The sequence below is a fragment of the Microbacterium sp. ZW T5_56 genome (genome assembly GCF_044987425.1).
Lineage (GTDB): Bacteria > Actinomycetota > Actinomycetes > Actinomycetales > Microbacteriaceae > Microbacterium.
In genome coordinates this window covers 1-24,180 of the sequence record NZ_JBJDRI010000040.1, presented here as the reverse complement: position 1 = coordinate 24,180, position 24,180 = coordinate 1, and the positions used below count along the sequence as shown (strand labels likewise).

General features: G+C 66.8%; 26 protein-coding genes. 19 read left to right on the top strand and 7 right to left on the bottom strand.

Annotated elements, in window-relative coordinates; all coding sequences use genetic code 11:
• Positions 1-2 precede the first annotated feature (2 nt).
• On the bottom strand, positions 3-404 hold the full coding sequence (locus ACI3KU_RS16295) for a DUF1844 domain-containing protein (RefSeq protein ID WP_404923374.1): 402 nt from the start codon (positions 402-404) through the stop codon (positions 3-5).
• 247 nt (positions 405-651) lie between these two features.
• On the opposite strand from ACI3KU_RS16295, the gene infC reads away from it, so the two are divergent.
• From infC to pheT, 10 genes are all read left to right on the top strand, one after another.
• A complete protein-coding gene (gene infC, locus ACI3KU_RS16290; RefSeq protein WP_404923387.1) occupies positions 652-1,272 on the top strand; it encodes a translation initiation factor IF-3 in 621 nt (206 codons plus the stop codon).
• Positions 1,273-1,339: 67 nt separating this feature from the next.
• The gene (gene rpmI / locus ACI3KU_RS16285) at positions 1,340-1,534 is read left to right on the top strand and encodes a 50S ribosomal protein L35 (RefSeq protein ID WP_231093026.1); all 195 of its coding nucleotides are present in this window, start codon (positions 1,340-1,342) and stop codon (positions 1,532-1,534) included.
• Between the two features lie 33 nt (positions 1,535-1,567).
• On the top strand, positions 1,568-1,954 hold the full coding sequence (rplT, locus tag ACI3KU_RS16280; RefSeq protein ID WP_404923373.1) for a 50S ribosomal protein L20: 387 nt from the start codon (positions 1,568-1,570) through the stop codon (positions 1,952-1,954).
• A gap of 109 nt (positions 1,955-2,063) precedes the next feature.
• Positions 2,064-2,864, top strand: a complete 801-nt coding sequence (locus ACI3KU_RS16275) for a TrmH family RNA methyltransferase (RefSeq protein ID WP_404923372.1) — start codon at positions 2,064-2,066, stop codon at positions 2,862-2,864.
• Positions 2,865-3,161: 297 nt separating this feature from the next.
• Complete coding sequence (locus tag ACI3KU_RS16270) at positions 3,162-3,911, top strand: amino acid ABC transporter ATP-binding protein (RefSeq protein ID WP_404923371.1); 750 nt, start codon at positions 3,162-3,164, stop codon at positions 3,909-3,911.
• 40 nt (positions 3,912-3,951) lie between these two features.
• The gene (locus tag ACI3KU_RS16265; RefSeq protein WP_404923370.1) at positions 3,952-4,866 is read left to right on the top strand and encodes a glutamate ABC transporter substrate-binding protein; all 915 of its coding nucleotides are present in this window, start codon (positions 3,952-3,954) and stop codon (positions 4,864-4,866) included.
• 63 nt (positions 4,867-4,929) lie between these two features.
• Positions 4,930-5,586, top strand: coding sequence for an amino acid ABC transporter permease (locus ACI3KU_RS16260; RefSeq protein ID WP_404923369.1), 657 nt, complete (start codon positions 4,930-4,932; stop codon positions 5,584-5,586).
• Positions 5,583-6,527: an amino acid ABC transporter permease gene (locus ACI3KU_RS16255; RefSeq protein WP_404923368.1), complete on the top strand. Its 945-nt coding sequence runs from the start codon at positions 5,583-5,585 to the stop codon at positions 6,525-6,527. The genes ACI3KU_RS16260 and ACI3KU_RS16255 overlap by 4 nt, the downstream gene beginning before the upstream one ends.
• Positions 6,528-6,608: 81 nt before the next feature.
• Positions 6,609-7,649 (top strand): phenylalanine--tRNA ligase subunit alpha, encoded by a 1,041-nt coding sequence (gene pheS, locus ACI3KU_RS16250; protein ID WP_404923367.1) that lies wholly within the window; start codon positions 6,609-6,611, stop codon positions 7,647-7,649.
• Positions 7,649-10,183, top strand: coding sequence for a phenylalanine--tRNA ligase subunit beta (gene pheT / locus ACI3KU_RS16245; RefSeq protein ID WP_404923366.1), 2,535 nt, complete (start codon positions 7,649-7,651; stop codon positions 10,181-10,183). Before pheS ends, pheT begins: the two co-directional genes overlap by 1 nt.
• A gap of 169 nt (positions 10,184-10,352) precedes the next feature.
• Here the strand turns inward: pheT and ACI3KU_RS16240 are convergent, their stop codons facing one another.
• Positions 10,353-11,135 (bottom strand): isocitrate lyase/phosphoenolpyruvate mutase family protein, encoded by a 783-nt coding sequence (locus tag ACI3KU_RS16240; protein WP_404923365.1) that lies wholly within the window; start codon positions 11,133-11,135, stop codon positions 10,353-10,355.
• A gap of 361 nt (positions 11,136-11,496) precedes the next feature.
• Between ACI3KU_RS16240 and argC the strand changes: the two genes are divergently transcribed.
• From argC to argH, 6 genes are read left to right on the top strand one after another with little or no spacing between them, the layout of a single operon-like run.
• Positions 11,497-12,549, top strand: coding sequence for an N-acetyl-gamma-glutamyl-phosphate reductase (argC, locus tag ACI3KU_RS16235; RefSeq protein WP_404923364.1), 1,053 nt, complete (start codon positions 11,497-11,499; stop codon positions 12,547-12,549).
• Positions 12,546-13,703: a bifunctional glutamate N-acetyltransferase/amino-acid acetyltransferase ArgJ gene (argJ, locus tag ACI3KU_RS16230; protein WP_404923363.1), complete on the top strand. Its 1,158-nt coding sequence runs from the start codon at positions 12,546-12,548 to the stop codon at positions 13,701-13,703. The genes argC and argJ overlap by 4 nt, the downstream gene beginning before the upstream one ends.
• Entirely contained in the window at positions 13,700-14,605 is a 906-nt protein-coding gene (argB, locus tag ACI3KU_RS16225; RefSeq protein ID WP_404923362.1) for an acetylglutamate kinase, read from the top strand. The genes argJ and argB overlap by 4 nt, the downstream gene beginning before the upstream one ends.
• Positions 14,602-15,801: an acetylornithine transaminase gene (locus ACI3KU_RS16220; RefSeq protein WP_404923361.1), complete on the top strand. Its 1,200-nt coding sequence runs from the start codon at positions 14,602-14,604 to the stop codon at positions 15,799-15,801. The genes argB and ACI3KU_RS16220 overlap by 4 nt, the downstream gene beginning before the upstream one ends.
• The gene (argF, locus tag ACI3KU_RS16215) at positions 15,798-16,727 is read left to right on the top strand and encodes an ornithine carbamoyltransferase (RefSeq protein WP_404923360.1); all 930 of its coding nucleotides are present in this window, start codon (positions 15,798-15,800) and stop codon (positions 16,725-16,727) included. Before ACI3KU_RS16220 ends, argF begins: the two co-directional genes overlap by 4 nt.
• Positions 16,724-18,145, top strand: a complete 1,422-nt coding sequence (gene argH, locus ACI3KU_RS16210; protein ID WP_404923359.1) for an argininosuccinate lyase — start codon at positions 16,724-16,726, stop codon at positions 18,143-18,145. The genes argF and argH overlap by 4 nt, the downstream gene beginning before the upstream one ends.
• A gap of 112 nt (positions 18,146-18,257) precedes the next feature.
• Here the strand turns inward: argH and ACI3KU_RS16205 are convergent, their stop codons facing one another.
• Entirely contained in the window at positions 18,258-18,839 is a 582-nt protein-coding gene (locus ACI3KU_RS16205) for a DUF1349 domain-containing protein (RefSeq protein ID WP_404923358.1), read from the bottom strand.
• A 124-nt stretch (positions 18,840-18,963) separates the two neighbouring features.
• Between ACI3KU_RS16205 and ACI3KU_RS16200 the strand changes: the two genes are divergently transcribed.
• Complete coding sequence (locus tag ACI3KU_RS16200; protein ID WP_404923357.1) at positions 18,964-19,290, top strand: hypothetical protein; 327 nt, start codon at positions 18,964-18,966, stop codon at positions 19,288-19,290.
• 67 nt (positions 19,291-19,357) lie between these two features.
• Here ACI3KU_RS16200 and ACI3KU_RS16195 read toward each other — a convergent pair whose 3' ends face one another.
• From ACI3KU_RS16195 to ACI3KU_RS16185, 3 genes are all read right to left on the bottom strand, one after another.
• Positions 19,358-19,777 (bottom strand): hypothetical protein, encoded by a 420-nt coding sequence (locus ACI3KU_RS16195; protein ID WP_404923356.1) that lies wholly within the window; start codon positions 19,775-19,777, stop codon positions 19,358-19,360.
• Positions 19,778-19,886: 109 nt separating this feature from the next.
• The gene (locus tag ACI3KU_RS16190; RefSeq protein WP_404923355.1) at positions 19,887-20,294 is read right to left on the bottom strand and encodes a VOC family protein; all 408 of its coding nucleotides are present in this window, start codon (positions 20,292-20,294) and stop codon (positions 19,887-19,889) included.
• A 61-nt stretch (positions 20,295-20,355) separates the two neighbouring features.
• Positions 20,356-20,763: a helix-turn-helix transcriptional regulator gene (locus tag ACI3KU_RS16185; protein WP_404923353.1), complete on the bottom strand. Its 408-nt coding sequence runs from the start codon at positions 20,761-20,763 to the stop codon at positions 20,356-20,358.
• 63 nt (positions 20,764-20,826) lie between these two features.
• Between ACI3KU_RS16185 and tyrS the strand changes: the two genes are divergently transcribed.
• Positions 20,827-22,128, top strand: a complete 1,302-nt coding sequence (gene tyrS / locus ACI3KU_RS16180; protein ID WP_404923352.1) for a tyrosine--tRNA ligase — start codon at positions 20,827-20,829, stop codon at positions 22,126-22,128.
• 116 nt (positions 22,129-22,244) lie between these two features.
• Positions 22,245-23,036 carry a DUF4184 family protein gene (locus ACI3KU_RS16175; RefSeq protein WP_404923351.1) on the top strand — a complete coding sequence of 264 codons (792 nt, stop codon included), beginning with the start codon at positions 22,245-22,247 and terminating at the stop codon, positions 23,034-23,036.
• Here ACI3KU_RS16175 and ACI3KU_RS16170 read toward each other — a convergent pair.
• Complete coding sequence (locus ACI3KU_RS16170) at positions 23,019-23,672, bottom strand: pyridoxal 5'-phosphate synthase (protein ID WP_404923350.1); 654 nt, start codon at positions 23,670-23,672, stop codon at positions 23,019-23,021. The genes ACI3KU_RS16175 and ACI3KU_RS16170 overlap by 18 nt on opposite strands.
• Between the last annotated feature and the right edge of the window lie 508 nt (positions 23,673-24,180).

Below are 24,180 nucleotides of genomic sequence, written 5' to 3'. Positions count from 1 at the left end.
TGTCAGTTCACCGGACCGGTGTACTTCTCGCCGGGGCCCTGGCCGATCGGATCGGGGATGGGGGAGGCCTCACGGAAGGCCAGCTGCACCGAACGCAGGCCGTCGCGCAGCGAACGGGCATGCATGTCGCTGATGTCGGGGGCTGCGGCGGTCACAAGGCCGGCCAGCGCGTTGATGAGCTTGCGGGCCTCATCCAGATCCGTCTGGTGGTTGGGATCGTCGGCCAGACCGGTCTTCACGGCGGCGGCGCTGAGCAGATGCACGGCCGTGGTGGTGATGACCTCGACGGCGGGGACGTCGGCGATGTCACGGCTCGCGGACGCGGCGGCAGCCTCCTCCGCCTCCCAACGGGCCTGGCGCTCAGCGCCGTCATCGCGGACCGGATCGACGGGAATCGTATTCACGTGTCACTCTCTGATAGACTTGTACGGGCTTCGGGGCTTCTGCCCTGAACGAAAGTGGATTCATTCCCACCCGCGCTTGCCGTTCCAGGCTACCGGGTCTTGCGCTCCGCCTCTGTTTCGCAGAGGTGGCTTGAGCGCACGAAGCCGGCGTGTACAACGCCTGCGGGTGGAGATGGAATCACTCCGCCCGCGATTCGAACCCTCGTGTCGTGGTGGCTCACAGAAACCATAGGCAGAGGAGTTCCGCATCAGCGATCCCCGCACCAACGAGCGCATCCGTGTTCCGGAGGTCCGACTCGTCGGACCCGCTGGCGAGCAGATTGGCGTTGTCGCCATTCAGGTTGCGCTGCGCCTGGCACAGGAGGCCGACCTCGACCTGGTCGAGGTGGCACCCAACTCGAAGCCTCCCGTCGTCAAGATCATGGACTACGGGAAGTTCAAGTACGAAGCCGCTCAGAAGGCCAAGGAAGCACGTCGCAATCAGGCCAACACAGTCCTCAAGGAAGTCCGCTTCCGTCTGAAGATCGATGGTCACGACTACGAGACCAAGCGCAAGCGCGCTGAAGGCTTCCTCAAGGCTGGCGACAAGGTCAAGGCGATGATCCTCTTCCGCGGACGTGAGCAGTCGCGTCCCGATCAGGGTGTGCGCCTGCTCCGCAAGTTCGCGGAGGATGTGGCAGAGTTCGGAACGGTCGAGTCCAACCCGACCATCGACGGCCGCAACATGGTGATGGTGATCGCCCCGCATCGCAACAAGTCCGATGCCAAGGCGGAGCAGAATGCCCAGCGCGCAGCGACCAAGCAGGCCGCTCGCGACGCGAAGACGGCCGACAAGGTTGCGGGCACTCCCGCGCCTGAGGCCGAGTAAGTTCCCAGACCCCGCCCTCGTGGCGATGCAACCACGCCCGCGCGGGCGTAACCAGTAAGGAAGAAAGATGCCGAAGCAGAAGACCCACTCGGGCAGCAAGAAGCGCTTCAAGGTCACCGGCAGCGGCAAGATCATGAAGCAGCAGGCGGGTATGCGCCACAAGCTCGAGGTCAAGTCCAGCAGCCGCAAGGGTCGCCTGAACCAGGACCAGGTCCTCGCCAAGGCTGACGTCAAGGCCGTCAAGAAGCTTCTCGGCCGCTGAAACGCGCCCGGTACTAGTTAGGAAAATACAGACATGGCACGTGTCAAGCGGGCAGTAAACGCCCACAAGAAGCGTCGCGTTATTCTCGAGCGCGCATCCGGTTACCGCGGTCAGCGTTCGCGCCTCTACCGCAAGGCCAAGGAGCAGGTCACCCACTCGCTGGTCTACGCGTACCGTGACCGTCGCAAGCGCAAGGGCGACTTCCGCCGCCTGTGGATCCAGCGCATCAACGCTGCGGCTCGCGCCAACGGCATGACGTACAACCGCTTCATCCAGGGCCTCGGCCTCGCGGGTGTGCAGGTTGACCGTCGCATGCTGGCCGAGCTGGCCGTCAACGAGCAGGCGACCTTCGCTTCGCTGGTCGCGACCGCCAAGGCTGCGTTGCCCACCGATGTGAACGCGCCGAAGTCGGCCGCGTAAGCTCACGCACTGCACAGGGCGTCCTCCTTCGGGAGGGCGCCCTGTCTCGTTCTCCGTCACGGTGATCGCTGTTTCGCGCGACGGCACCACCACTGCCTAGACTGGATCCGTGCTCGAGAACCCCCGCTCGCCCCGCGTCCGCGCGGTCGCGAAGCTGACCAAGCGCAGCGCCCGCACCGAGACCGGGTTGTACCTGTTGGAAGGGCCGCAGGCCGTCCGCGAGGTTCTCGCCTACGCGCCGGAGTCGATCGAGGATCTCTACGCCACGCCTGCCGCGTGGGAGAAGCACGCTGACCTTCGGGTGAGTGCGGAGCACGCCGGCATCTCCGTGACCTACGCGCGCGATTCCGTGCTGGCCGCGATGGCCGACACCGTCACGCCGCAGGGGGTGGTCGCTGTTGCCCGGCAGCACCATGTGTCATTGCGTGAGGTGTTCGCCGCTGGTCCTCGTTTGATCGCCATCTGCGAGCAGGTCCGTGACCCCGGAAACCTGGGCACCATCATCCGAGCCGCCGACGCTGCAGGAGCTGACGCCGTCGTACTCACCGGACGCACGGTGGATCCGTACAACCCCAAGGTCGTCCGATCGACCACAGGTTCCCTCTTCCACCTCCCGGTCGCCTTCAATGCGGCTCTTCCCGAGGTGGTCTCGCTCGCGCATGACGCAGGCCTCACGGTGATCGCCGCCGATGTGAAGGGCGACGATCTGCTCGCCGCTCGCGCGCAGGGGGTCCTGGCGCGGCCCACGGCCTGGCTCTTCGGAAACGAGGCCCGCGGGCTGGACGACGAGGCGGTCGCTCTCGCCGACACCGCGCTGCGTCTGCCGATCTTCGGCCGGGCCGAGTCGCTCAACCTCGCGACAGCTGCCAGCGTCTGTCTGTACGAGAGCGCCTTCGCTCAGCGTTCTTGACGCTCGCGACACGCCGCTTCGGCACCAATTTGAGCGTTCAAGATGAGAGACCTCTCATCTTGCTGGGAGTTCTCGTCTTTCCGGAGGGCGCGGTGGCGTAAACCCGTGACCGGACCCATGCCGCTGTTGGCGAGACCGCATTTGCCATAGCAAACGGCAGGCGGGCCCCGCGATCGTGACGTGTCGCATCGAGATCGACAATCCACTGGTCGTGAGCCCGTTTAAATGAGAAACCTCTCACATAACGCCTCGGTAAACAGTCCCCGCGACAGGCGTCGTGCTGACAAGGTGGACTCCATGCCACACACAGGTGAACCGCTCGTCGTCGTCACGGACGTGCAGAAGCACTACGGCGACTTCCACGCGCTCAAGGACATCGATCTCACGGTCAATAGGGGAGAAGTGGTCGTGATCATCGGCCCCTCGGGCTCCGGAAAATCGACGCTCTGCCGCACGATCAATCGTCTCGAGACGATCACCAGCGGAACGATCGCGATCGACGGTCAGCCGCTGCCCGCGGAGGGCAAAGCGCTCGCGAAGCTGCGAGCCGATGTGGGAATGGTCTTCCAGTCCTTCAACCTCTTCGCGCACAAGACGATCCTCGAGAACGTCACGCTCGGGCCCATCCAGGTGAAGGGAGTGAGCAAGGCCAACGCCGAGAAGGAAGCGCACGAGCTCCTTCGCCGCGTGGGCGTCGACCAGCAGTCGGCGAAGCTTCCGGCCCAGCTCTCCGGCGGACAGCAGCAGCGTGTCGCGATCGCTCGCGCTCTCGCCATGCAGCCGAAGGTCATGCTCTTCGATGAGCCGACCAGCGCCCTGGACCCGGAGATGATCAACGAGGTCCTCGACGTGATGATCGAGTTGGCCGCCAGCGGCATGACGATGATCGTCGTCACGCACGAGATGGGCTTCGCCCGCAAGGCTGCCGACCGCGTCGTCTTCATGGCGGACGGTCGCATCCTCGAGGAAGCCACCCCGGAGGAGTTCTTCACGAATCCGCAGACGGATCGGGCGAAGGACTTCCTCTCCAAGCTCCTCACTCACTGACTCAACGTCCCCCGAACACGTACCGAACAAGGAGGAACACATGTCCAAGGCACGTATTCTCGCGGCACTCGGCGGTATCGCCGTCGCCGCCATCGCTCTCACGGGTTGCAACAGCGGCTCGCCCACGGGCTCCACGGGCGGGTCCACCGGTGGCTCCGACGAGGGCGCTGCGTCGTCCACGCCGTGGACTGTCGCCACCGACGTCAAGCTCGAGGGCTCCCCGACGTTCGACAAGATTACGAAGGCCGACAAGGTCGTCATCGGCGTCAAGGAAGATCAGCCCGGTCTCGGCTACAAGGACGCCGCCACCGGCGAGCGCAGCGGCTTCGACGTCGACATCGCCCGCTGGATCGCGGCCTCGCTCGGCTTTGACGAGGGCAAGATCGAGTTCAAGGCGATCGCATCCGCTAACCGCGAGCAGTCGCTGGTCAACGGTGACATCGACTACTACGTCGGCACCTACTCGATCACCGACAAGCGCAAGGAGCAGATCGCGTTCGCCGGGCCGTACTTCATCACCGGTCAGGGTCTGCTGGTGCGCGCCGATGATGACACCATCAAGAGCGAGAAGGACCTCGACGGCAAGAAGGTGTGTTCTGCAACCGGTTCCACGCCGCTGCAGAACATCGAGGCCAACTACCCCGGAGCCACCGCCGTGGGTCTCGACCTCTACTCGGCCTGTGTCGACCAGCTGATCGACAAGACCGTCGATGTGGTCACCACCGACCAGGCCATTCTGCTGGGCTACGCCGCGCAGGACCCGGACGAGCTGAAGGTCGTGGGCGAGCCCTTCACGACGGAGAAGTACGGCGTGGGCCTGCCCAAGGGCGACACCGCGCTGCAGGACTTCGTCAACACGATGTTCACGGACGGCAACGACGTCTGGCAGAAGATCTACGACAACAACCTCGGAGCGACCGGACTCACGGTCGAGCAGCCCAAGGTCGAGAAGTAATCCACCTGCGCCGCGGCCGTCGTCCCCGAGGCGACGGCCGCGGTGCCTTCGAAAGGAGTGGCAGTGGATGCCATCCTCGGCAATGCCGATCTGTGGGGAGAGGCGATCGGGAACACCCTGATCCTCTTCCTCGCGGGTGGGGCGATCGCTCTCGTGCTCGGCTTCATCGTCGGTGCGATGCGCGTCTCCCCGGTGCCCATCGCGCGCGGGGTCGGCACCGTGTACGTCAACATCATCCGCAATACCCCGCTGACGCTGGTCTTCTTCTTCTTCGTCTTCGGGTACCCCAAGCTCGACCTGCCCGCGCTGCCTCAGATCGTTCTCCCGATCATCGCCATTGGTATCTACACGGCGACGTATGTGGCCGAAGTGCTTCGCGCTGGCATCAACACGGTGCCGGTCGGTCAAGCGGAAGCGGCTCGAGCCATCGGTCTCCCGTTCGGCAAGGTGATGGCACTCATCGTGCTTCCGCAGGCGTTCCGCTCGGTGCTGCCACCGATGATGAGCGTGTTCATCGCCCTACTGAAGAACACCACCATCGCCGCCGGATTCAGCATCAAGGACCTCGCAGCGCTGCGAGCGACCGTGGCCGATAGCGGTGATCGTCCCGGAACGATGCTGGAGATCCTGCTGTGGGTCGCCGTCGTGTTCGTGATCCTCGTGCTGGGCCTCAGCTGGGTGCAGAACCGCATGGAGAAGAAGTGGAAGGTGGCACGATGAGTACGTCCGTCCTCTACGACGTCCCCGGTCCCCGCGCAGTGCTGCGCAATCGGCTCATCGGGGTGGCGACGGTGGTGGTGGTCGCCGGGATTCTCGCGTTCATCATCTACCGCTTCGCCGACAGTGGCCAGTTCGCCGCGGCGAAGTGGCAGATCTTCACCTACACCGCAGTGTGGAAGGGGATTCTGGACGCGCTGTGGGCAACCGTCAGTGCGTTCCTGGCTGCCGCCGTCGGCAGCCTGGTGCTCGGTTTCGTGCTGGCGATCGGTCGCCTCAGCGATCACACCTGGGTGCGCCTGCCCGTCACATGGATCACCGAGCTGTTCCGCGCGATCCCCGTGCTGGTGATGATGATGCTGTTTTTCTACGGCATCAACTCCATTCCGGGCATCCCGTTCAAGATGGAGCCGTACATGGCCGTCGTTCTCGGCCTCGTGCTCTACAACGGCTCCGTTCTGGCAGAGGCTCTGCGTGCTGGCGTCGAGGCGCTCCCGCGCGGACAGAAGGAGGCCGGTTACGCGATCGGTCTCCGCAAGTCCGGCGTGATGGCCCTGATTCTGCTTCCGCAGGCCGTGCGCAACATGCTCCCCGTGATCATCGCGCAACTCGTCGTGACGTTGAAGGACACGGCGCTCGGCTTCATCATCACGTACCCGGAGCTGCTCTACTACGCCAAGTACCTGTCCTCGCAGCCGGGACGTCCCCTGTTGCAGGCCGGACTCGTGGTCGCTGCCATCTACATCTCGATGTGTCTGATCCTCTCCGGTATCGCGAAGTTCGTTGAGACGCGCATGGCTCGCCGACAGCGCGCACTGGTGTCCGATGCGGAGGGCACCGGTGGGAACCCGGCGCTCCAGCACGAGGGAACCACGACCGAAGTGATCGGCCTGCAGTCACGCTCGGGCAAGTACGACCAGGGGAACACACCCCCGCAGATCTGAGCGGATGTGAACACAGAGACGGCCTCGGGCGATGCCCGGGGCCGTCTCTGGTGTCGGACGCCCGCCAGTAGACTGGAAAACGTGTCTGAATCTCCCGTGATCACTCCTGAAGCGGTCGACGCCGCCGTGACGGACGCTCTCGCCGCCATCGCGGCCGCGCCCGACACCGCCACGCTCAAGACCGTCCGTGCTGCTCATCAGGGCGAGGGGTCGCCGCTGGCCGCCCTCAACGCCGCGATGCGCTCCGTCGCCCCGGCTGATAAGGCCGCGTTCGGCAAGCTCGTGGGTCAGGCTCGCGGAGCTGTGACGCAGGCGCTCGTGGCCCGCGAACAGGAGCTGGAGGCCGCGGAGACCGCAGCCAAGCTCGAAGCCGAGCGTGTGGACATCACCGCGCTCGGATCTCGCCGCGCCACGGGTGCGCGCAACCCCCTCACGCTGCTGCAGGACGAGGTCAGCGACATCTTCGTCGGCATGGGATGGGAGATTGCGGAGGGCCCCGAGCTCGAGCACGAGTGGTTCAACTTCGACGCGCTGAACTTCGATGTCGACCACCCGGCACGCCAGATGCAGGACACGTTCTTCGTCGACCCCATTGATCACCACCTCGTGATGCGCACGCACACCAGTCCCGTGCAGGTGCGCTCGATGCTCGACCGCGAAGTGCCCATCTACGTGCTGTGCCCGGGGCGGGTCTACCGCACCGACGAGTTCGACGCCACGCACCTGCCGGTCTTCACTCAGTTCGAGGGCCTCGTCGTCGACAAGGGCATCACGATGGCGAACCTCAAGGGCACGCTCGATCACGCCGCGAAGGTGCTGTTCGGGCCGGAGGCGAAGACCCGATTCCGCACCAACTTCTTCCCGTTCACCGAGCCCAGCGCCGAACTGGACCTGTGGCACCCCACCTTCCCGGGCGGCGCCCGCTGGATCGAGTGGGGTGGGTGCGGCATGGTGAACCCCAACGTCCTGCGCGCCGCCGGCATCGACCCCGAGGTGTACTCGGGCTTCGCCTTCGGCATGGGCATCGAGCGTACGCTCATGTTCCGCAGCGACGTGCAGGACATGCGTGACATGGCCGAAGGCGATGTCCGCTTCAGCGAGCAGTTCGGAATGGTGATCTGATGCGTATCCCGCTCTCCTGGCTCCGCGAGTACGTCGCGGTCCCCGCCGAGGCCACCCCCGAGGACGTCCTGGCGACCCTCGTGAAGGTGGGCTTCGAAGAGGAGGACGTGCACGGCTTCGACGTGTCCGGCCCGATCGTCGTGGGGCAGGTGCTCTCCTTCGAGGAAGAACCGCAGTCCAACGGCAAGACCATCCGCTGGTGCCAGGTGCAGGTTGCACCCGACGGTGAGTCAGCGGCCGACGGCGGCGACGCCGTGCACGGAATCGTCTGCGGTGCCGGCAACTTCTTCCCCGGCGACAAGGTCGTTGTGACGCTGCCCGGCGCGGTCCTTCCCGGGCCCTTCCCCATCGCGGCGCGCAAGACCTACGGTCACGTGTCCGACGGCATGATCGCTTCGGCGCGGGAGCTCGGACTCGGCGATGAGCACAACGGCATTCTGCGTCTGGCTGAGCTGGGTCTCGATGACGCGCCGGTGGGCGCTGACGCGATCGCGCTGTTGGGCCTTGACGATCAGGCCATCGACATCAACGTCACACCGGATCGCGGGTACGCGCTGTCGGTGCGTGGTGTCGCTCGCGAGTACGCGCTCGCGGCCGGGATCGACTTCACCGACCCGGCGGATCGTCCCGCAGTGGAGATCGGTGCGGGCACCGGCTTCTCCGTGGTGGTGGATGACCGCAATCCGATTCGCGGAAACATCGGCGCGACCGAGTTCGTCACGCGCGTGGTGCGGGGCGTCGACCCGTCGGCGCCGACTCCGGCATGGATGATCGCGCGCCTGTCGCTGGCGGGCATGCGCTCACTCGGCGTGCTCATCGACATCACGAACTACGTGATGCTCGAGCTCGGCCAGCCGCTGCATGGCTACGACCTCGACAAGCTCACCGGCGGCATCACCGTGCGCCGTGCGGCGGCGGGGGAGAAGCTCACCACGCTCGACGGCGTGGAGCGCACGCTCAGCGACGAGGACCTCCTCATCACGGACGATGCCCAGGTGCTGGGCCTTGCCGGTGTGATGGGCGGGCTGACCACCGAGATGAGCGAGACCACCCGCAACGTCCTGATCGAGGCGGCCACCTTCGACACCATCTCGATCGCGCGCAGCGCTCGTCGGCACAAGCTGCCGAGCGAGGCGTCACGTCGCTTCGAGCGCGGCGTCGACCCGCTGGTCAGCTTCGTCGCCGCTCGGCGCGCTGCGGACCTGATGGTCGAGCTCGCCGGCGGGACGCTGGACGAGCTGGGCGGACAGCTGAACGGCGAGGTAGTGTCGGTCGGCATCGAGCTGCCCGACGGCTTCGTCTCCGGACTCATCGGCGTCGAGTACTCCGATGAGGAGATCGTCTCCGCACTCACCGCCATCGGTGCGCAGGTCGCGCGCACTGATGACGACGCAGTCTCGGTCGTGACCGCGCCGACCTGGCGTCCCGACCTGACCGACAAGTGGACTCTCGCGGAGGAGGTCGCGCGCGTCTATGGGCTCGACCGCATTCCGTCCGTGCTGCCGACTCCGCCATCGGGTCGTGGCTTCACCGCCGCGCAGACCGGTCGCCGTCGGGTGTCGAACACGCTGGCCGCCGCCGGCTTCGTGGAGACACCGTCCTTCCCGTTCATCGGGCAGGCCGCCAACGAGCTGCACGGTTCGGCCACGGGCGGACCCGTGCCGATGATCCGTCTCGCCAACCCGATCGATGGTGCGGCGCCGTTCCTGCGTCGTTCGCTGATTCCGGGTCTGTTGGCCGTGGCGCACCGCAACCAGTCGCGTGGTCTCGTGGACCTCGCGCTGTTCGAGGCGGGGTCGGGGTTCCTCCCCGTCGAGGGCGTGCAGTACGGTACCGACACGGTCCCGCCGCTGGGTGCGCGTCCGAGCGATGAGGTGCTCGCCGAGCTGAACGCCTCCATCCCGCCGCAGCCACGGCATGTCGCCGTGCTCCTCACGGGCAACCGCGTCGCCAAAGCGCCCGGACAGACCGCCGAGACCTACGATCTTGTGGACGCGCTGGACGCGGTGCGCGCCATCGGCGTCGCCGCCGGCGTGAGCATCGAGGTGGCACAGGGCGAGCGCGCTGCCCTGCACCCGGGTCGCACCGGTGTGCTTTCGGTCTCGGGCATCGAGGTCGGCTACGTCGGTGAGGTTCTGCCGCAGGTATCGGCAGATGCCGATGTGCTCGGCCGCGTGTACGTCGCCGAGGTCGATCTGGACCTGCTGCTTTCCACTGCTGCCGAGCGCACCGTCGCCGCATCGCTGTCCACGTTCCCCGCGGCCACGCAGGACGTGTCGCTGCTCGTCGACTCCGACGTGACGGCGGGGGCCGTGGCCGCCGCGCTGACCGAGGGCGCGGGCGATCTGCTGGAGTCCGTGCGCCTGGTCGACGACTACCGCGGGGAGGGGCTGGCCGCAGGCTCGAAGAGTCTGACGTTTGCGCTGCGCTTCCGGGCCGCCGACCGCACGCTCACTGCGGCCGAGGCCACCGAGGCGAAGCTCGCCGGTGTCGCCGTCGCCACGGAGCGCCTCGGCGCGCAGATCCGCGACTGACACGCGAAGGCGACGGGCGGGCACTGAATGGGTGCCCGCCCGTCGCCTATCCTTCGTATCGATTCCGGGTTCAGGAGAATGCGCTCGGTCGAGGAGCCGATCAGCGATGGCGTCCTCGATTCGGCGCATACTCCTCGGCTCGCGACACGGCGAGCGACGTGAATCAGAGTCAGCCGCGTGTCAGCAGGCCGTTCAGTTCGCCGTAGGACGAGGAGGCCAGGGGCAGTGCCGATCCCGCGAGCACCGTGCGCGCGCTCTCGCGGAAGGTGCGCAGGGCTGCCTCCGCGAGATCCGTCCCCACGCTCACCCGAGCGACGCCCACACCGGCGAAGTCCGCAACGCTGGGACCACCGACGGAAGCCATCACCGCGACAGGCAGCGGCTGTGCGTCGACAAGTTCCCGCAGGGCGTCCAGATCGGTGAGTCCCGGAACGAACAACGCGCCAGCGCCCGCCGCGGCGTATGACACGCCGCGCTCGATCGCGTCGGCGAGAGCCGTCGGGGAACCGAGCAGGAAGGCATCGGTGCGCGCATTCACGAAGAGATCGGGCGCCGCATCGAGCACCGCTCGCAGCCGATCCGCCTGGTCGCCCGCGTCGCGCAATCCGCCACTCCACGAGTCTTCGAGATTCACGCCCGCAGCCCCGGCCTCGTGGAGGCGCCGGACGTTCGCGGCGGCGTCCGCCGCATCCTCCGCAAAGCCGGCCTCCGCATCCACCGTGAGGGGCACCGTGAGCACCCGCGCGATGCGACGCGTTGCCGCGACGATCTCGTCGATCGGAACGGCGTTGCCGTCCGCGTATCCGAGGCTCCACGCGACACCGCCACTCGTGGTCGCCACCGCTCGGGCGCCCTCCTGCTCGGCGATGGCGGCTGTCACCGCATCCCAGGCGTTAGTGAGCACCAGGGGCGCGCCTGGAACGTGGAGGTCGGCAAGGGGAGTGCGGCTCATCGGAGGAGTCCTTTCGTCGCCCTCATTCCACCACGGAGCCACGGCACGGGGCTGGCGGATTTCGGACGCAACCACGGCCGCACACCTGGTGTCACAGACGAACCCCCCTTCGTCTCACTTCGCTCGCTCAGGAACCGGGCGGTCACGAAGTGACGCCGATTTCTGGCGACATGGCAGGGAGCGCTAGCATGGCCTCTATGTCGCAGACGCTCACCCGCATCACGCTCGTCACGAGCGTCGTGGCGCGGCGACGTCAGGCGGGACGCCGAATCTAGGCGACCCCGCTTTCGTCGCGTCTGCATGCGGCGGAACGTCGGTGTCGCCTCTCTGGCCCCAGTTCCGCTGACTTTAAGGTAGAAACATGACGTATTCGGTCGCCGTCTCCGGCGCATCCGGCTACGCGGGTGGCGAGATTCTGCGCCTGCTCGCGAGCCATCCGGACATCGAGATCCGTACGGTGACGGCCCACTCGAACGCCGGTCAACCCCTCGCTCTGCATCAGCCGCACCTGCGTTCGCTGACCCACCTCACGCTGCAGGACACCACGCCGGAGATCCTCGCCGGCCACGACATCGTGTTCCTCGCGCTCCCGCACGGTCAGTCCGGGCAGTACACCGACCAGCTGGCGGACGTCCCGCTGGTGATCGACGCGGGAGCGGATCACCGCCTCACCGACCAGGCCGACTGGGACGACTTCTATGGCGGTAATTTCCACGAGCCGTGGACCTACGGGGTGCCGGAGCTGCTGATCGACGGCGGCGCTCGCAAGCAGCGGGAGCGTCTCGTCGGCGCCACCCGGATCGCTGCCCCCGGCTGCAACGCGTCCACGGTGGAGCTCAGCCTCGCACCGGGAATCGCGGCCGGAGTAATCGAGCCGGACGACATCGTCTCGGTGCTCGCGGTCGGACCCTCCGGTGCAGGCAAGAGCCTGAAGGCCAACCTGCTCGCCAGCGAGATCCTCGGCTCCGCGAATCCGTACGCCGTGGGGGGCACGCACCGTCACATTCCGGAGATCCGACAGGGACTGCGCTGGGCCGGTGCCACGGGGGATGTGCGCATCAGCTTCACGCCGGTGCTGGTGCCGATGTCGCGCGGGATCCTCGCGACCACCACGGCACGCATCGCCGAGGGTGTCTCCGACGTGCAGATCCGCGACGCCTGGGAGCAGGCGTACGGTGCGGAGACGTTCGTGCAGCTCCTGCCGGAAGGACAGATGCCCCGCACGGCCGACGTGACCGGTGCCAACACCGCGCTGATCGGCCTCTCCATCGATCGTCGTGCCGGTCGTGTGATCGCGGTCACCGCGGTCGACAACCTCACCAAGGGCACCGCCGGTGCCGCCATTCAGTCCATGAACATCGCGCTCGGCCTCCCCGAGGACCGGGCCCTCACCGTGAACGGAGTCGCACCGTGAGCGTCACGGCCGCACAGGGATTCGAAGCCGCGGGTGTCGCGGTCGGGCTCAAGTCGACGGGCAACCGCGACGTCGCCGTGGTCGTCAACCGCGGCCCACTGAAGGTGGGAGCAGCCGTTTTCACCTCCAACCGCGCACAAGCGAACCCGATCATCTGGTCCAAGCAGGTGATTCAAGACGGCGTGGTCGAGGCCATCGTGCTGAACTCCGGTGGTGCGAACTGCTTCACTGGTTCATTCGGCTTCCAGACCACCCACCAGACCGCTGAGCGCGCGGGAGAGCTTCTCGGAGTGAGCGCAGGTGATGTGCTGGTGTGCTCCACCGGTCTCATCGGCACCGGCGACGAGATCTTCCGCGGCAAGGTGCTGGAGGGGGTCGCGCAGGGCGTCGCCGAACTGTCTGCTGACGGCGGCGAGAACGCCTCCCTCGCCATCATGACCACTGACACCCATCCGAAGCGCTCCGTCGTCTCGCGCGACGGCTGGACCATTGGCGCGATGGCGAAGGGCGCGGGCATGCTTGCCCCGGGTCTTGCCACGATGCTCGTCGTGATCACCACGGACGCGGTGCTCACCGCCGAACAGGCCGATACCGCTCTGCGCGCGGCGACCCATGTCAGCTTCGACCGCCTCGACTCCGACGGTTGCATGTCGACCAACGATCAGGTGACCCTTCTGGTCTCCGGCGCGTCGGGTGTCACTCCGGATCTCGCGGACTTCACCGCCGCGCTGACCGAGGTGAGTGCAGACCTCTCCCGCCAGCTCCAGGGCGATGCCGAGGGCGCCAGCCACGACATCACGATCGTGGTGCGCGGAGCGGCGAACGAGGATGATGCCGTCGAGGTGGGCCGCTCGGTCGCCCGCAACAACCTGTTCAAGGCCGCCATCTTCGGCAACGACCCGAACTGGGGTCGCGTGCTTGCCGCGATCGGCACCACGCAGGCGGAGTTTGACCCCTACAACGTCGACGTCTGGATGAACGGCGTCCGTGTGTGCCACGAGGGTGGCCCCGATGCACCGCGCGACGAGGTCGACCTTGCGCCGCGTGCCACTGAGCTGATCATCGATCTGCTGACCGGCGATGCCACCGCGACGATCCTCACCAACGATCTGACCCACGACTACGTGCACGAGAACAGCGCCTACGCCTCATGACCGACGACAATCTCCAGCACACCGATCCGATTGCCGCGTCCGAGCGCGCGGCGATGCTGATCGAGTCCCTGCCGTGGCTGCAGAAGTTCCGCGACGCGATCATCGTCATCAAGTACGGCGGAAACGCCATGGTGTCCGAGGAGCTGCAGGACGCGTTCGCCGCCGATATGGCGTACCTCCGCTACGTCGGCATCCAGCCGGTCGTCGTGCACGGCGGAGGTCCGCAGATCTCCACCATGCTCGACCGCCTCGCCATCCCGAGCGAGTTCCGCGGCGGCTACCGCGTCACCTCCACGGAGGCGATCAGCGTGGTGCGAATGGTGCTCACGGGCCAGATCAACCCGCAGCTGGTCGCCAAGATCAACTCGCACGGACCGATCGCCACCGGGCTGTCGGGGGAGGATGCCGGTCTCTTCGGCGGACGTCGTCGCGGGGTCGTGATCGACGGTGTCGAGGAATCCCTGGGCCGCGTGGGCGACGTCGTGACGGTCGATCCGACCCCGGTGCTCGACCACCTCGCCGCGGGCCGGATCCCGGTGGTGTCCTCGATCGCCCCGGATCTGGATCACCCGGGGCAGTCGCTGAATGTGAACGCCGATGCGGCCGCCGCGGCCCTCGCCACGGCACTGGGCGCGAAGAAGCTGGTCATCCTCACCGATGTCGCGGGCCTCTATGCGGACTGGCCGAATCGCGACTCCCTGGTCTCGCACCTGAACGCGGAGCAGCTCCGTGAGCTCATGCCGAGCCTGGAGAGTGGCATGATCCCCAAGATGCAGGCCTGCCTCGACGCCGTCTCCGGCGGCGTGAGCAGCGCCGCGATCATCGACGGACGAGTGCCGCACTCGGTGCTCGTCGAACTCTTCACCAGTCAGGGAATCGGAACGGAAGTGGTGGCGCAATGAGCGCATGGCAGGACGACGCGACGCGGGACCTGATGGGGCTGGGCGGACGCCTCGCGCTGTTGGTGCGCGGCGAGGGATCTGCGGTGTGGGACGCCGACGGCAACCGTTACCTTGACTTCCTCGGCGGCATCGCCGTCAACAGCCTGGGCCACGCGCACCCGGCTTTCGTTGCAGCGGTCTCTGATCAGGCAGCGGTGCTCTCGCACGTGTCGAACTACTTCGCCACGCCGCAGCAGCTCGACTTGGCCGCGACCCTGAAGCGCCTGGCCGGCACGGGTGACGCGGGGCGAGTGTTCTTCGCCAACTCCGGTACCGAGGCCAACGAGACGGCGCTGAAGCTTGCCCGCTTGCACGGCAACACGGTCGGCAAGAAGTGGCTGGTCAGCCTCAACCACGCCTTCCACGGTCGGTCGATGGGGGCGCTGTCGCTGACTCCCAAGCCGCTCTATCAGGACGCCTTCCGACCGCTGCTGCCCGATGTGACCTACATCGACAACACACTGGAAGCGCTGGATGCGCTGGACTGGTCCGATGTGGCGGCGATCTTCATCGAGCCCATCCAGGGTGAGGCCGGCGTGGTCGAGCATCCCGCGGGCTTCCTCCGCCGGGCACGCGAGCTCGCCACCGACAACAACGCCCTGCTCATCGTCGATGAGGTGCAGACGGGCATGGGCCGCACGGGCGACTGGTTCGCGTTCCAGCGTGAGGGCATCGTGCCCGACGCGATGACGCTGGCCAAGGGCATCGCCGGCGGGTTCCCCCTCGGGGCGCTCGTCACCTTCGGCGAGGCGAGTGAGCTGTTCTACCCGGGCACACACAACTCGACCTTCGGTGGCAACCCGCTCGCCACCGCTGTCGGCCTTGCGGTCGTCGCGGAGATCGAGAACAACGACCTGCTCGCCAACGTCGTCGCGCGTGGCGATCAGCTGCGCACCGCCGTCGCCGAGATGCCGCTCGTCACCGGAACCAGCGGTGCCGGCTTGCTCATCGGCATCCACCTCGACGGCCCGCACGCCGGTGCGGTTCGCGAGGCAGCCCATCGTCGCGGACTCATCGTCAACGCGCCGACCGACGACATCATCCGCATCGCCCCGGCCTACACGATCGGCGATGCCGAGGTCGACGAATTCACCCGTCTGTTCGCCGCCGCTCTCGCGGACGTGAATGGCACCGCATCCGAGGAGAACAACGCATGATCCGTCACTTCCTCCGTGACGACGACATCACCCCCGCCGAGCAGGCGGAGATCCTGACGCTCGCCACCCAGCTGAAGACGGACCGCTGGCAGACGAAGCCGCTGGCTGGTCCGCAGACGGTCGCGGTGATCTTCGACAAGTCGTCAACGCGCACCCGCGTGTCCTTCGCCGTCGGCATCGCCGATCTCGGCGGCTCGCCGCTCATCATCACCACCGCCTCCAGCCAGCTCGGCGGCAAGGAGACGCCTTCCGACACCGCCCGTGTGCTGGAGCGGCAGGTCGCCGCGATCGTCTGGCGCACCTACGGCCAGGCGGGCCTGGAGGAGATGGCTCGCGGCACCAGCGTTCCCGTCGTCAACGCTCTCTCGGATGACTTCCACCCGTGCCAGCTGCTGGCCGATCTCCTCACCATTCGCGAACACAAGGGTGAGCTCGCCGGACTCACGCTGTCGTTCTTCGGCGACGGTGCCAGCAACATGAGCCACTCGTACCTCCTCGCCGGAGCGACCGCCGGGATGCACGTCCGCATCGCGTCGCCGGCGGGATACGAGCCGCGTGCGGACGTGGTCGCCGACGCGCGGGCCATCGCCGCTCGGACCGGCGGATCGATCATCGTCACCACCGATCTCGCCGAGGCGGCGACCGACGCGGACATCGTGATCACCGACACCTGGGTCTCGATGGGCAAGGAAGAGGAGAAGCAGGCGCGCCTGGACGCGCTGAGTGCCTACAAGGTGACCTCCGCTGTCATGGCGCAGGCCGCATCGGACGCCATCTTCATGCACTGTCTGCCCGCGGATCGCGGCTATGAGGTGGAAGCCGAGGTGATCGACGGCGATCAGTCCGTGATCTGGGACGAGGCCGAGAACCGGCTCCACGCGCAGAAGGCGCTCCTGGTCTGGCTGCTGGAGAAGGCGAACGCATGAGCGAGCAGCACGGTACCAACGAGGGCTCACTCTGGGGCGCCCGGTTCGCCGGGGGGCCGTCGCCGGCGCTCGCCGCCCTCAGCCGTTCCACGCACTTCGACTGGGTGCTCGCACCGTATGACATCCGTGGTTCGAAGGCCCACGCCACCGCGCTGAACGCCGCGGGCTACCTCACCGATGATGAGCTGCGTGACATGCACGCAGCGCTCGACCGACTGGCCGCCGACGTCGCCTCCGGCGCGTTCGCTGCCGCGGACACCGATGAGGACGTGCATGGTGCGCTGGAACGCGGACTGATCGAGCGCGCCGGCACCGAACTCGGCGGCCGTATCCGAGCCGGACGCAGCCGCAACGATCAGATCGCGACTCTCGTGCGGATGTTCCTGCTCGATCACGCGGCGATCATCGCCCGCGAGCTCGGTCGGCTGATCGACGCGCTGCTCGCGCAGGCGGAGGCGGCCGGAGGTGCGATCATGCCCGGCCGCACACACCTGCAGCACGCTCAGCCGGTGCTGCTCGCCCATCACCTGCAGGCGCAGGCGTGGCCGCTGGTACGCGACCTGGAGCGGCTCCGCGACTGGCGTCGCCGCGCCGTCGTGTCTCCCTACGGCGGGGGAGCGCTCGCCGGTTCCACGCTCGGCCTGGATCCCGCACTCGTCGCCCGTGAGCTGGGGCTGGAGAGCCCGGCACCGAACTCCATGGACGGCACCGCCGCCCGCGATGTCGTCGCGGAGTTCGCGTTCATCACCGCAATGGTCGGCGTGAATCTGTCGCGCTTCTCGGAGGAGATCATCCTCTGGAACACGCGCGAGTTCGGCTTCGTCACTCTGGACGACGCGTACTCGACTGGCTCCAGCATCATGCCGCAGAAGAAGAACCCCGACATCGCCGAGCTCGCTCGCGGTAAGTCGGGCCGGCTCATCGGCAACCTGAGCGGTCTGCTGGCGACGCTGAAGGCCCTTCCGCTCGCGTACAACCGCGATCTGCAGGAGGACAAGGAGCCCGTCTTCGACTCGGTCGCTACCCTGGAGGTCGTTCTGCCCGCCTTCACGGGCATGGTCGCCACGATGGTCTTCCACACGGACCGGATGGCCGAGCTTGCTCCGCAGGGCTTCTCCCTCGCGACCGATGTGGCCGAGTGGCTGGTCAAGCTGCGTGTCCCGTTCCGCGTCGCCCACGAGGTCTCCGGTGCTCTCGTCCGCGCCTGCGAACAGCGCGGCATCGGGCTGGAGGACGCCGACGACGCCCTCCTCGCCTCCGTCTCCGAGCACCTCACTCCCGACGTGCGCGGTGTCCTCTCGATCGAAGGATCCGTGGCCAGTCGCGACGGCGTGGGCGGCACCGCTCCGGTGCGCGTCGCCGAACAGCGCACGCAGCTCGCCGCCGAAGCACGGGAACTGGTGGCTGTCTGGGCCTGATCCCGAAACGCCGGAGACCGCCCGCCAGCTTGGCGGGCGGTCTCCGGCTTTCTGCGTTACGCGCGGCGGAATGTCGCGCGTAGAACATCTGCTGCGGCAGGGTGCCGCCCGATCAGTGGATCTCGAGGTCGGCCGGTCCGCGGGTCCAGGAGGCGAACGTCACGACGAGCCCGGTTCGCGTGGGTGCGGCCACGAAGGGGCCCGCCGACACCGCGACATCGCCCGGGAAGGGTGCCAACCGGACCAGCCGCCAGTCCGTGTCCTCGCTTGCGCGGGCGCGAATGATGAGCGCGTCCGCCCAGCGGCTGACACGCAGGACCAGCTCGCGGCCCGCCCACTCGTCGGCGAGGCCCACCGACCAATCCGAGGCGCCGTTCGTCACCACCGCACCCAGCCCGAGGTGGCCATCGGCGAACTCCACGCCTGCCTTGACCCACGTCTCGGCGTCGGCGCGCACGAAGAGCCCCGCCTGGTCGAACTCACCGGTGAAGTCGCCGCGGCATCTCACCTCCATCGCTTCCCCGACCGTCAGGGGTGCAAGCAGAGCGTGCTCGGTGTCGTGCACGAAGCCGTAGGCGGTGCGCAGCCAGGCATCGCTGCCTTCGGCGGCTTCGACAGCCAGCGCTCCCTCCACGATCGACGACGAAACAGGGGCGGTGGTCCACGAGCCGGACTCCCAAGCGACAGTTTCCATGACGCCATCATGACCGATCGTGACGGTCTGCGTGTCGCAATGTGACGCACTGGATGACGGTGCGGTCGGGGCGGACATATCGTGGACCAACCGATCAGCAAGCCCGAAGAAGGGAACCGGAACGATGTCCACCACCACGCGCCTTGAGCAGTCCATCCAGACCGCTTGCGAGCACGGCGCGATGTGCGTGCACGACCGTTCCGGTCACGGCCTCACGGGCATTCGCCTGCGCCTTGCCCTCACGACCCGCTCCGGCTGGCGTGACGCCGTTGTCGAGTCGGTCGACGCTGACGGCTGGATCGATCTGCGACTGATCGCCGACGGCGACCTGGTTCGTGTCTGGAACCATGCCGACCTCTCCGAGGTGCTGGCAGCCGGTGAGCCGGTCGCCCTCCACGAGCGCTATGAGGTTCTCGCCGCCGGCTCGTTCCACCTGAACATCGCGGTCTGAAACCCTACGTACACACGAAGAAGGGTCCGTGCCTGCTGGCACGGACCCTTCTTCGTTCAGCGGGAGCTTACGCACCCATCGAGGCCATCATCTTCTCGCAGGCCTTCATGCAGGTCTCGGCCGCCATCATGCACATGCGGCAGGTCTCGCTCATGTCGGCGTGCATGGCGCACTCGTCCATGGTGGCCCGGCACATCGCGATGCACGCCTGCAGCATGGGCATCATCGTGTCGGCCGACATGCTCATCGGGCGCATCATCATCTTCATCATGGTGGAGCACACGTCCGCGCACATCGCGCACATCGACGCGCACATGCCCATGCCGTCCATGCCCGACATCGCGTCGGAGCACATCGTGCACGCCTGCATACAGGCGTTGGACGCCTCCATACACTCCTGCATGGCCATCATGTCCATGTTCTGCATCATGCTGTCCTGCATCATCGACGCAGGCATCATCTTCATCATGTCCGTCATCTGGTCCATAGCCGACTCCTCTCGCTCGTGCGGATGCACGTGAGTCGGCTGGCATCCGCGATATGACGAAATGTTACGCCCCCGGGTGCACGTTGAGAGAAACTCCTCGTGAAATATTTCAGCCCCGTGGCTGCTGCACACGAATGGCCGTGCCCGCGGGGTCTCGAAGCGCGAAGTCGCGCACGCCGTAGTCCTGCTCGAGCACGTCCTGCACGATCTCGGCACCCGCCTTGACCGCGCGCTGATAGGCACCGTCGAGGTCGTCGGTCGCGAGCACGAGCTGTGGGAGTGAGCCCGCGGCGAGCAATCGGGACAGCGTCTCGCCATCCTCGGGAGAGACGCCCACCCGCGGGCTGGTGAGCACGATCTGACCGGGGGCACCGGCGTCGGAGCCGAGCGTGACCCAACTGAACTCGCCATAGTTGACCTCGGTCAGTACGGAGAATCCGAGGGCGTCGCGGTAGAACGCGGTCGAGGCGGGAATATCATCGGACAGGACAGTGGTGAACTGCAGGTTGATCGTCATGCGGTCAGCCTACGAATGCCGCATGCCGTCGTGCTTCTTCGAATCTGCTCGACTGCCGGTGTCAGTCGTCGTATCGGCGGCGACGCGTGAAACGAGCCGCCACGAACGGGGGAACCTGCTCGATGTCGGCGTGCTCCCGTCGTGCGTAGGCCGAGGGCGTCTCGCCGTAGACCTCGCGGAATCGGGCGCTGAAGGAGCCGAGCGAGCTGAGCCCGACCGCCGTGCAGGCGTCCGTCACGCTCGTGCCTTGCCTCAGCAACCAGGCGGCCCGCTCCAGTCGCCGTGTGAGCAGGTACTGATGTGGGCTCTCGCCGTAGAGCGCACGGAAGGAGCGCGAGAAGTGCGCGGGGGAGAGGTGCACGTGCGCCGCGACATCCGGGATCGTCAGGCCCTCCGCGTACCGCCGATCGATGAGGTCTCGTGCGCGACGCAGCAGGCGCACGGTATCGATATCGGGCTTCGCGCTCACCCGCTCACACTACCGAGGCGCAGCGGTCACGCCGGGCCGGGCGCACGACCTAAGCTGGAACGCATGGCAACCGCAGTTGATATCGCGACGCCGCCCGCCGCAGATCCCGCGTTCACGAACGTGTGGGACGAGCTGGTCTGGCGCGGTCTCGTGCACGTGTCCACCGATCAGGAAGCTCTTCGTGAGCTGCTCGGCGGGGACCCGATCGTCTATTACTGCGGCTTCGATCCGACGGCGCCGTCGCTGCACCTCGGCAACCTCGTTCAGCTGCTCACCCTGCGTCGCATCCAGCTTGCCGGCCACCGGCCGCTGGGCCTCGTCGGAGGCTCGACCGGTCTCATCGGCGACCCTCGCCCCACGGCTGAACGCACGCTCAACACTCCCGAGACGGTGGCCGCCTGGGTGGATCGCCTGCGCTCGCAGGTGGAGCGCTACCTGAGCTTCGAGGGCGACAACGCTGCCCGGATCGTGAACAACCTGGACTGGACCGCGCCGCTCAGCGCGATCGACTTCCTGCGTGAGATCGGCAAGAACTTCCGCGTCGGCACGATGCTGAAGAAGGACGCTGTGGCCACGCGTCTCAACTCCGAAGAGGGCATCAGCTACACCGAGTTCAGCTACCAGATCCTTCAGGGCATGGACTTCCTCGAGCTGCACCGTCAGTACGGATGCGTGCTGCAGACGGGTGGCTCGGACCAGTGGGGCAACCTCACCAGCGGCACCGACCTCATCCGCAAGGTGGAGGGCGTCAGCGCCCATGCGATCGGCACACCGCTGATCACCAACAGCGACGGCACCAAGTTCGGCAAGTCGGAGGGCAACGCCATCTGGCTGGACGCGTCGATGTGCAGCCCGTACCGGATGTACCAGTTCTGGCTGAACACCGACGACGCTGATGTGATCGAGCGCCTCAAGATATTCACGTTCCTCACGCGCGATCAGATCGACGAGTACGCGCGTCTGGTGGCAGAGGAGCCATTCCGCCGCGAGGCCCAGAAGCGTCTGGCGCTCGAAGTGACCGTGATCGTTCATGGTCCGGAGGCGACCGACGCTGTCATCGCGGCTTCGGAGGCGCTGTTCGGCAAGGGCGATCTGGCCGCGCTCGACGCGGACACGCTGCGCACCGCCCTGGAGGAGCTGCCGCACGCGGATATCGCTGCCGGATCCACGGTCGTGCAGGCGCTCGTGGATACCGGACTGTGCAGCAGCGCGAGTGAGGCTCGTCGAGCGATCGCGCAGGGCGGCGTCTCCCTCGACGGCGTGAAGATCGACGATGAGAGTGCTACGGTCGCCGGAGCTCTGCCCGGCGGTGTGTCGGTGCTGCGTCGCGGCAAGAAGACGCTCGCCGGCCTGTTCGTTTCCTGACACGATCCCAGGAAGGGACCCGGAACCACGACGTGGATCCGGGTCCCTTCCTTCGTCCTCCGTAGACTCGTGGCGCTGCTGGTGGGAGACCACCGGGAGCCACGAAGGGGGAGTCCGTGCCGTTCACTGTGAGTCATGCCGTTGTCGCGCTGCCGTTCATCCGGACGCCGCTGGTTCCGGCCGCGATCGCCATCGGCTCGATGATCCCCGACCTGCCGATGTTCCTGCGTCCGTTGGGCGTCATCGGGCTGACGTACTCACGCACCCACGACTATGCGTGGCTGCCGCTGACGGTGGCCGTTGCTCTGCTGGCATTGCTGCTGTGGCGGTGCGTCCTGCGCAGCGCCACAGCGGAACTTGCGCCGCGGTGGATCGCCGAGCGTCTGCCGAAGAGGTGGAGTGTCTCGCCCCGCGAGGCGTTCCGGGAGACCTGGGGGAGCCCGCGGGGTTCCCTGTGGGCGGCGCTCCTTCTCGTGCTGTCTTTTGCTCTGGGGGTGGTGTCGCACATCCTGTGGGACTCGTTCACCCACGAGGGGCGTGGTGGCACGGTGCTGGCAGGGCTCGACTCGCTCTGGGGGCCGTTGCCCGGCTACAAGTGGCTGCAGTATGGCTCGGGAGTGGTGGGCATGCTCATCCTCGGGGTCTGGGCAGCGCTGTGGTGGCGACGGCAGTCGGTCCATGCGGTCCAGCGACGCACGAGCGGCGTTCTCCGACTGCTCTGGTGGGTCTCGTTCCCGCTCGTGCTGGTCATCTCGGCCGCGCTTGTGATGGTTCGCGGTGCACCGGTGGGTGAGTCACTCACCCCCGGGCACATCGCCTACGGGGTGCTTCCGGCGCTGGGCGTCTGGGGGCTTGTCACACTGGGACTGTGTGTCGCGCTCGCGGTGCGGTCACGGCCACAGCAGTGAGCGAGTCCACCCACCGTCCGCGCGCTCGTAGGCGAGTCGGATCTGACCCTCGTCCGGAGTGGCCGCCCAGAACTCGATGCTCTCCGGCAGGACCGTGAAGACGGCCCACAGCTCGGACGACGCTGCACCTCCGCGTTCGATCCGATCCACCTCAGCGCGGAACTGACGGACGTACTCCGAGCGGGACGGCATCGGTGCGCTCTGTGTGCCGAGGCGTCCCGCAGCCTGAGAGTGCGCCGGGCGTGCGCTCGCGTCCGCGCGGGCTACCTCGTCCGACTCGCGACGGACGAACCCGCGCACGCGCACCTGCCGGCCCACCTCGCGCCAGTAGAACGTGAGAGCAACGCGAGGCACACGTTCAAGCTCGGCCACCTTCGCCCCATCCGTGCGGGTGGCAAACAGGACCCCATCCGCCGTGACGTCCTTCACGATCAATGTGCGCGCCGCGGCCCCTCCGTCCACGGAGACGGTGCTGAGGGTGACCGCATGGGGGAGGAGGACTCCGGCCTCGATCGCAGCTTCGAGCCACTCGACCAGCAGAGGCAGCGGCGCCCCAGGGGCCTTCTCGACAGGGAACGACGGCAGCTCCCCGGCAAACGAGGGGATGACGCGCAGACGGCCTCGAAGGGAGCTCATGCGTGAACGCTAGCTCGGCGGGCGGCGCGACACGCCCGGGACGCGGTCGTGATTCGACAGGTCGGCCAGATCGGCGTAACTTAGTACTTGTTCGCCCCACAGGGTAGAGCGGAGGGCCTCCGGGTCCAGCTCCCCTCAAGCGGAGAACACCTCGTCAAGAAGGAACGAACAGTCGTTCGGGCCTGGCTCTCGAAGCCTAGATGAAACAACCGAATCCTACGGATTGTCAGCCTCCCACTCTTCGGAGTCGGTCAGGCTCCGTTCTTCGGATTCACAAGAGAAGTTGCCCCGCAGCGAAGCCCGTGAGGGTGGGTGGTGGGAGTATCCGATCCTTGAGAACTCAACAGCGTGCACTTGTCAAATGCCAAATAACCTCGCCATCCCTTTTTGGGGTGGGTGAGATTCCTTTGGATCAATTTATGGAAGTCAGTTTTGACATTCTGTTTTTGGTCAGTTTCAAACTCGCAGCGCTTTCTGCCTATTCCGGTGGGGGTGTTGCAGCTGTTTT

Coding starts and splice junctions, on each gene's coding strand:
- rpmI (WP_231093026.1), top strand. CDS start 1,340: ATGCCGAAGCAGAAGACCCACTCGGGCAGCAAGAAGCGCTTCAAGGTC.
- rplT (WP_404923373.1), top strand. CDS start 1,568: ATGGCACGTGTCAAGCGGGCAGTAAACGCCCACAAGAAGCGTCGCGTT.
- ACI3KU_RS16270 (WP_404923371.1), top strand. CDS start 3,162: ATGCCACACACAGGTGAACCGCTCGTCGTCGTCACGGACGTGCAGAAG.
- ACI3KU_RS16265 (WP_404923370.1), top strand. CDS start 3,952: ATGTCCAAGGCACGTATTCTCGCGGCACTCGGCGGTATCGCCGTCGCC.
- ACI3KU_RS16255 (WP_404923368.1), top strand. CDS start 5,583: ATGAGTACGTCCGTCCTCTACGACGTCCCCGGTCCCCGCGCAGTGCTG.
- pheT (WP_404923366.1), top strand. CDS start 7,649: ATGCGTATCCCGCTCTCCTGGCTCCGCGAGTACGTCGCGGTCCCCGCC.
- ACI3KU_RS16240 (WP_404923365.1), bottom strand. CDS start 11,135: ATGAGCCGCACTCCCCTTGCCGACCTCCACGTTCCAGGCGCGCCCCTG.
- argC (WP_404923364.1), top strand. CDS start 11,497: ATGACGTATTCGGTCGCCGTCTCCGGCGCATCCGGCTACGCGGGTGGC.
- argB (WP_404923362.1), top strand. CDS start 13,700: ATGACCGACGACAATCTCCAGCACACCGATCCGATTGCCGCGTCCGAG.
- ACI3KU_RS16220 (WP_404923361.1), top strand. CDS start 14,602: ATGAGCGCATGGCAGGACGACGCGACGCGGGACCTGATGGGGCTGGGC.
- argF (WP_404923360.1), top strand. CDS start 15,798: ATGATCCGTCACTTCCTCCGTGACGACGACATCACCCCCGCCGAGCAG.
- argH (WP_404923359.1), top strand. CDS start 16,724: ATGAGCGAGCAGCACGGTACCAACGAGGGCTCACTCTGGGGCGCCCGG.
- ACI3KU_RS16205 (WP_404923358.1), bottom strand. CDS start 18,839: ATGGAAACTGTCGCTTGGGAGTCCGGCTCGTGGACCACCGCCCCTGTT.
- ACI3KU_RS16200 (WP_404923357.1), top strand. CDS start 18,964: ATGTCCACCACCACGCGCCTTGAGCAGTCCATCCAGACCGCTTGCGAG.
- ACI3KU_RS16195 (WP_404923356.1), bottom strand. CDS start 19,777: ATGGACCAGATGACGGACATGATGAAGATGATGCCTGCGTCGATGATG.
- ACI3KU_RS16190 (WP_404923355.1), bottom strand. CDS start 20,294: ATGACGATCAACCTGCAGTTCACCACTGTCCTGTCCGATGATATTCCC.
- tyrS (WP_404923352.1), top strand. CDS start 20,827: ATGGCAACCGCAGTTGATATCGCGACGCCGCCCGCCGCAGATCCCGCG.
- ACI3KU_RS16170 (WP_404923350.1), bottom strand. CDS start 23,672: ATGAGCTCCCTTCGAGGCCGTCTGCGCGTCATCCCCTCGTTTGCCGGG.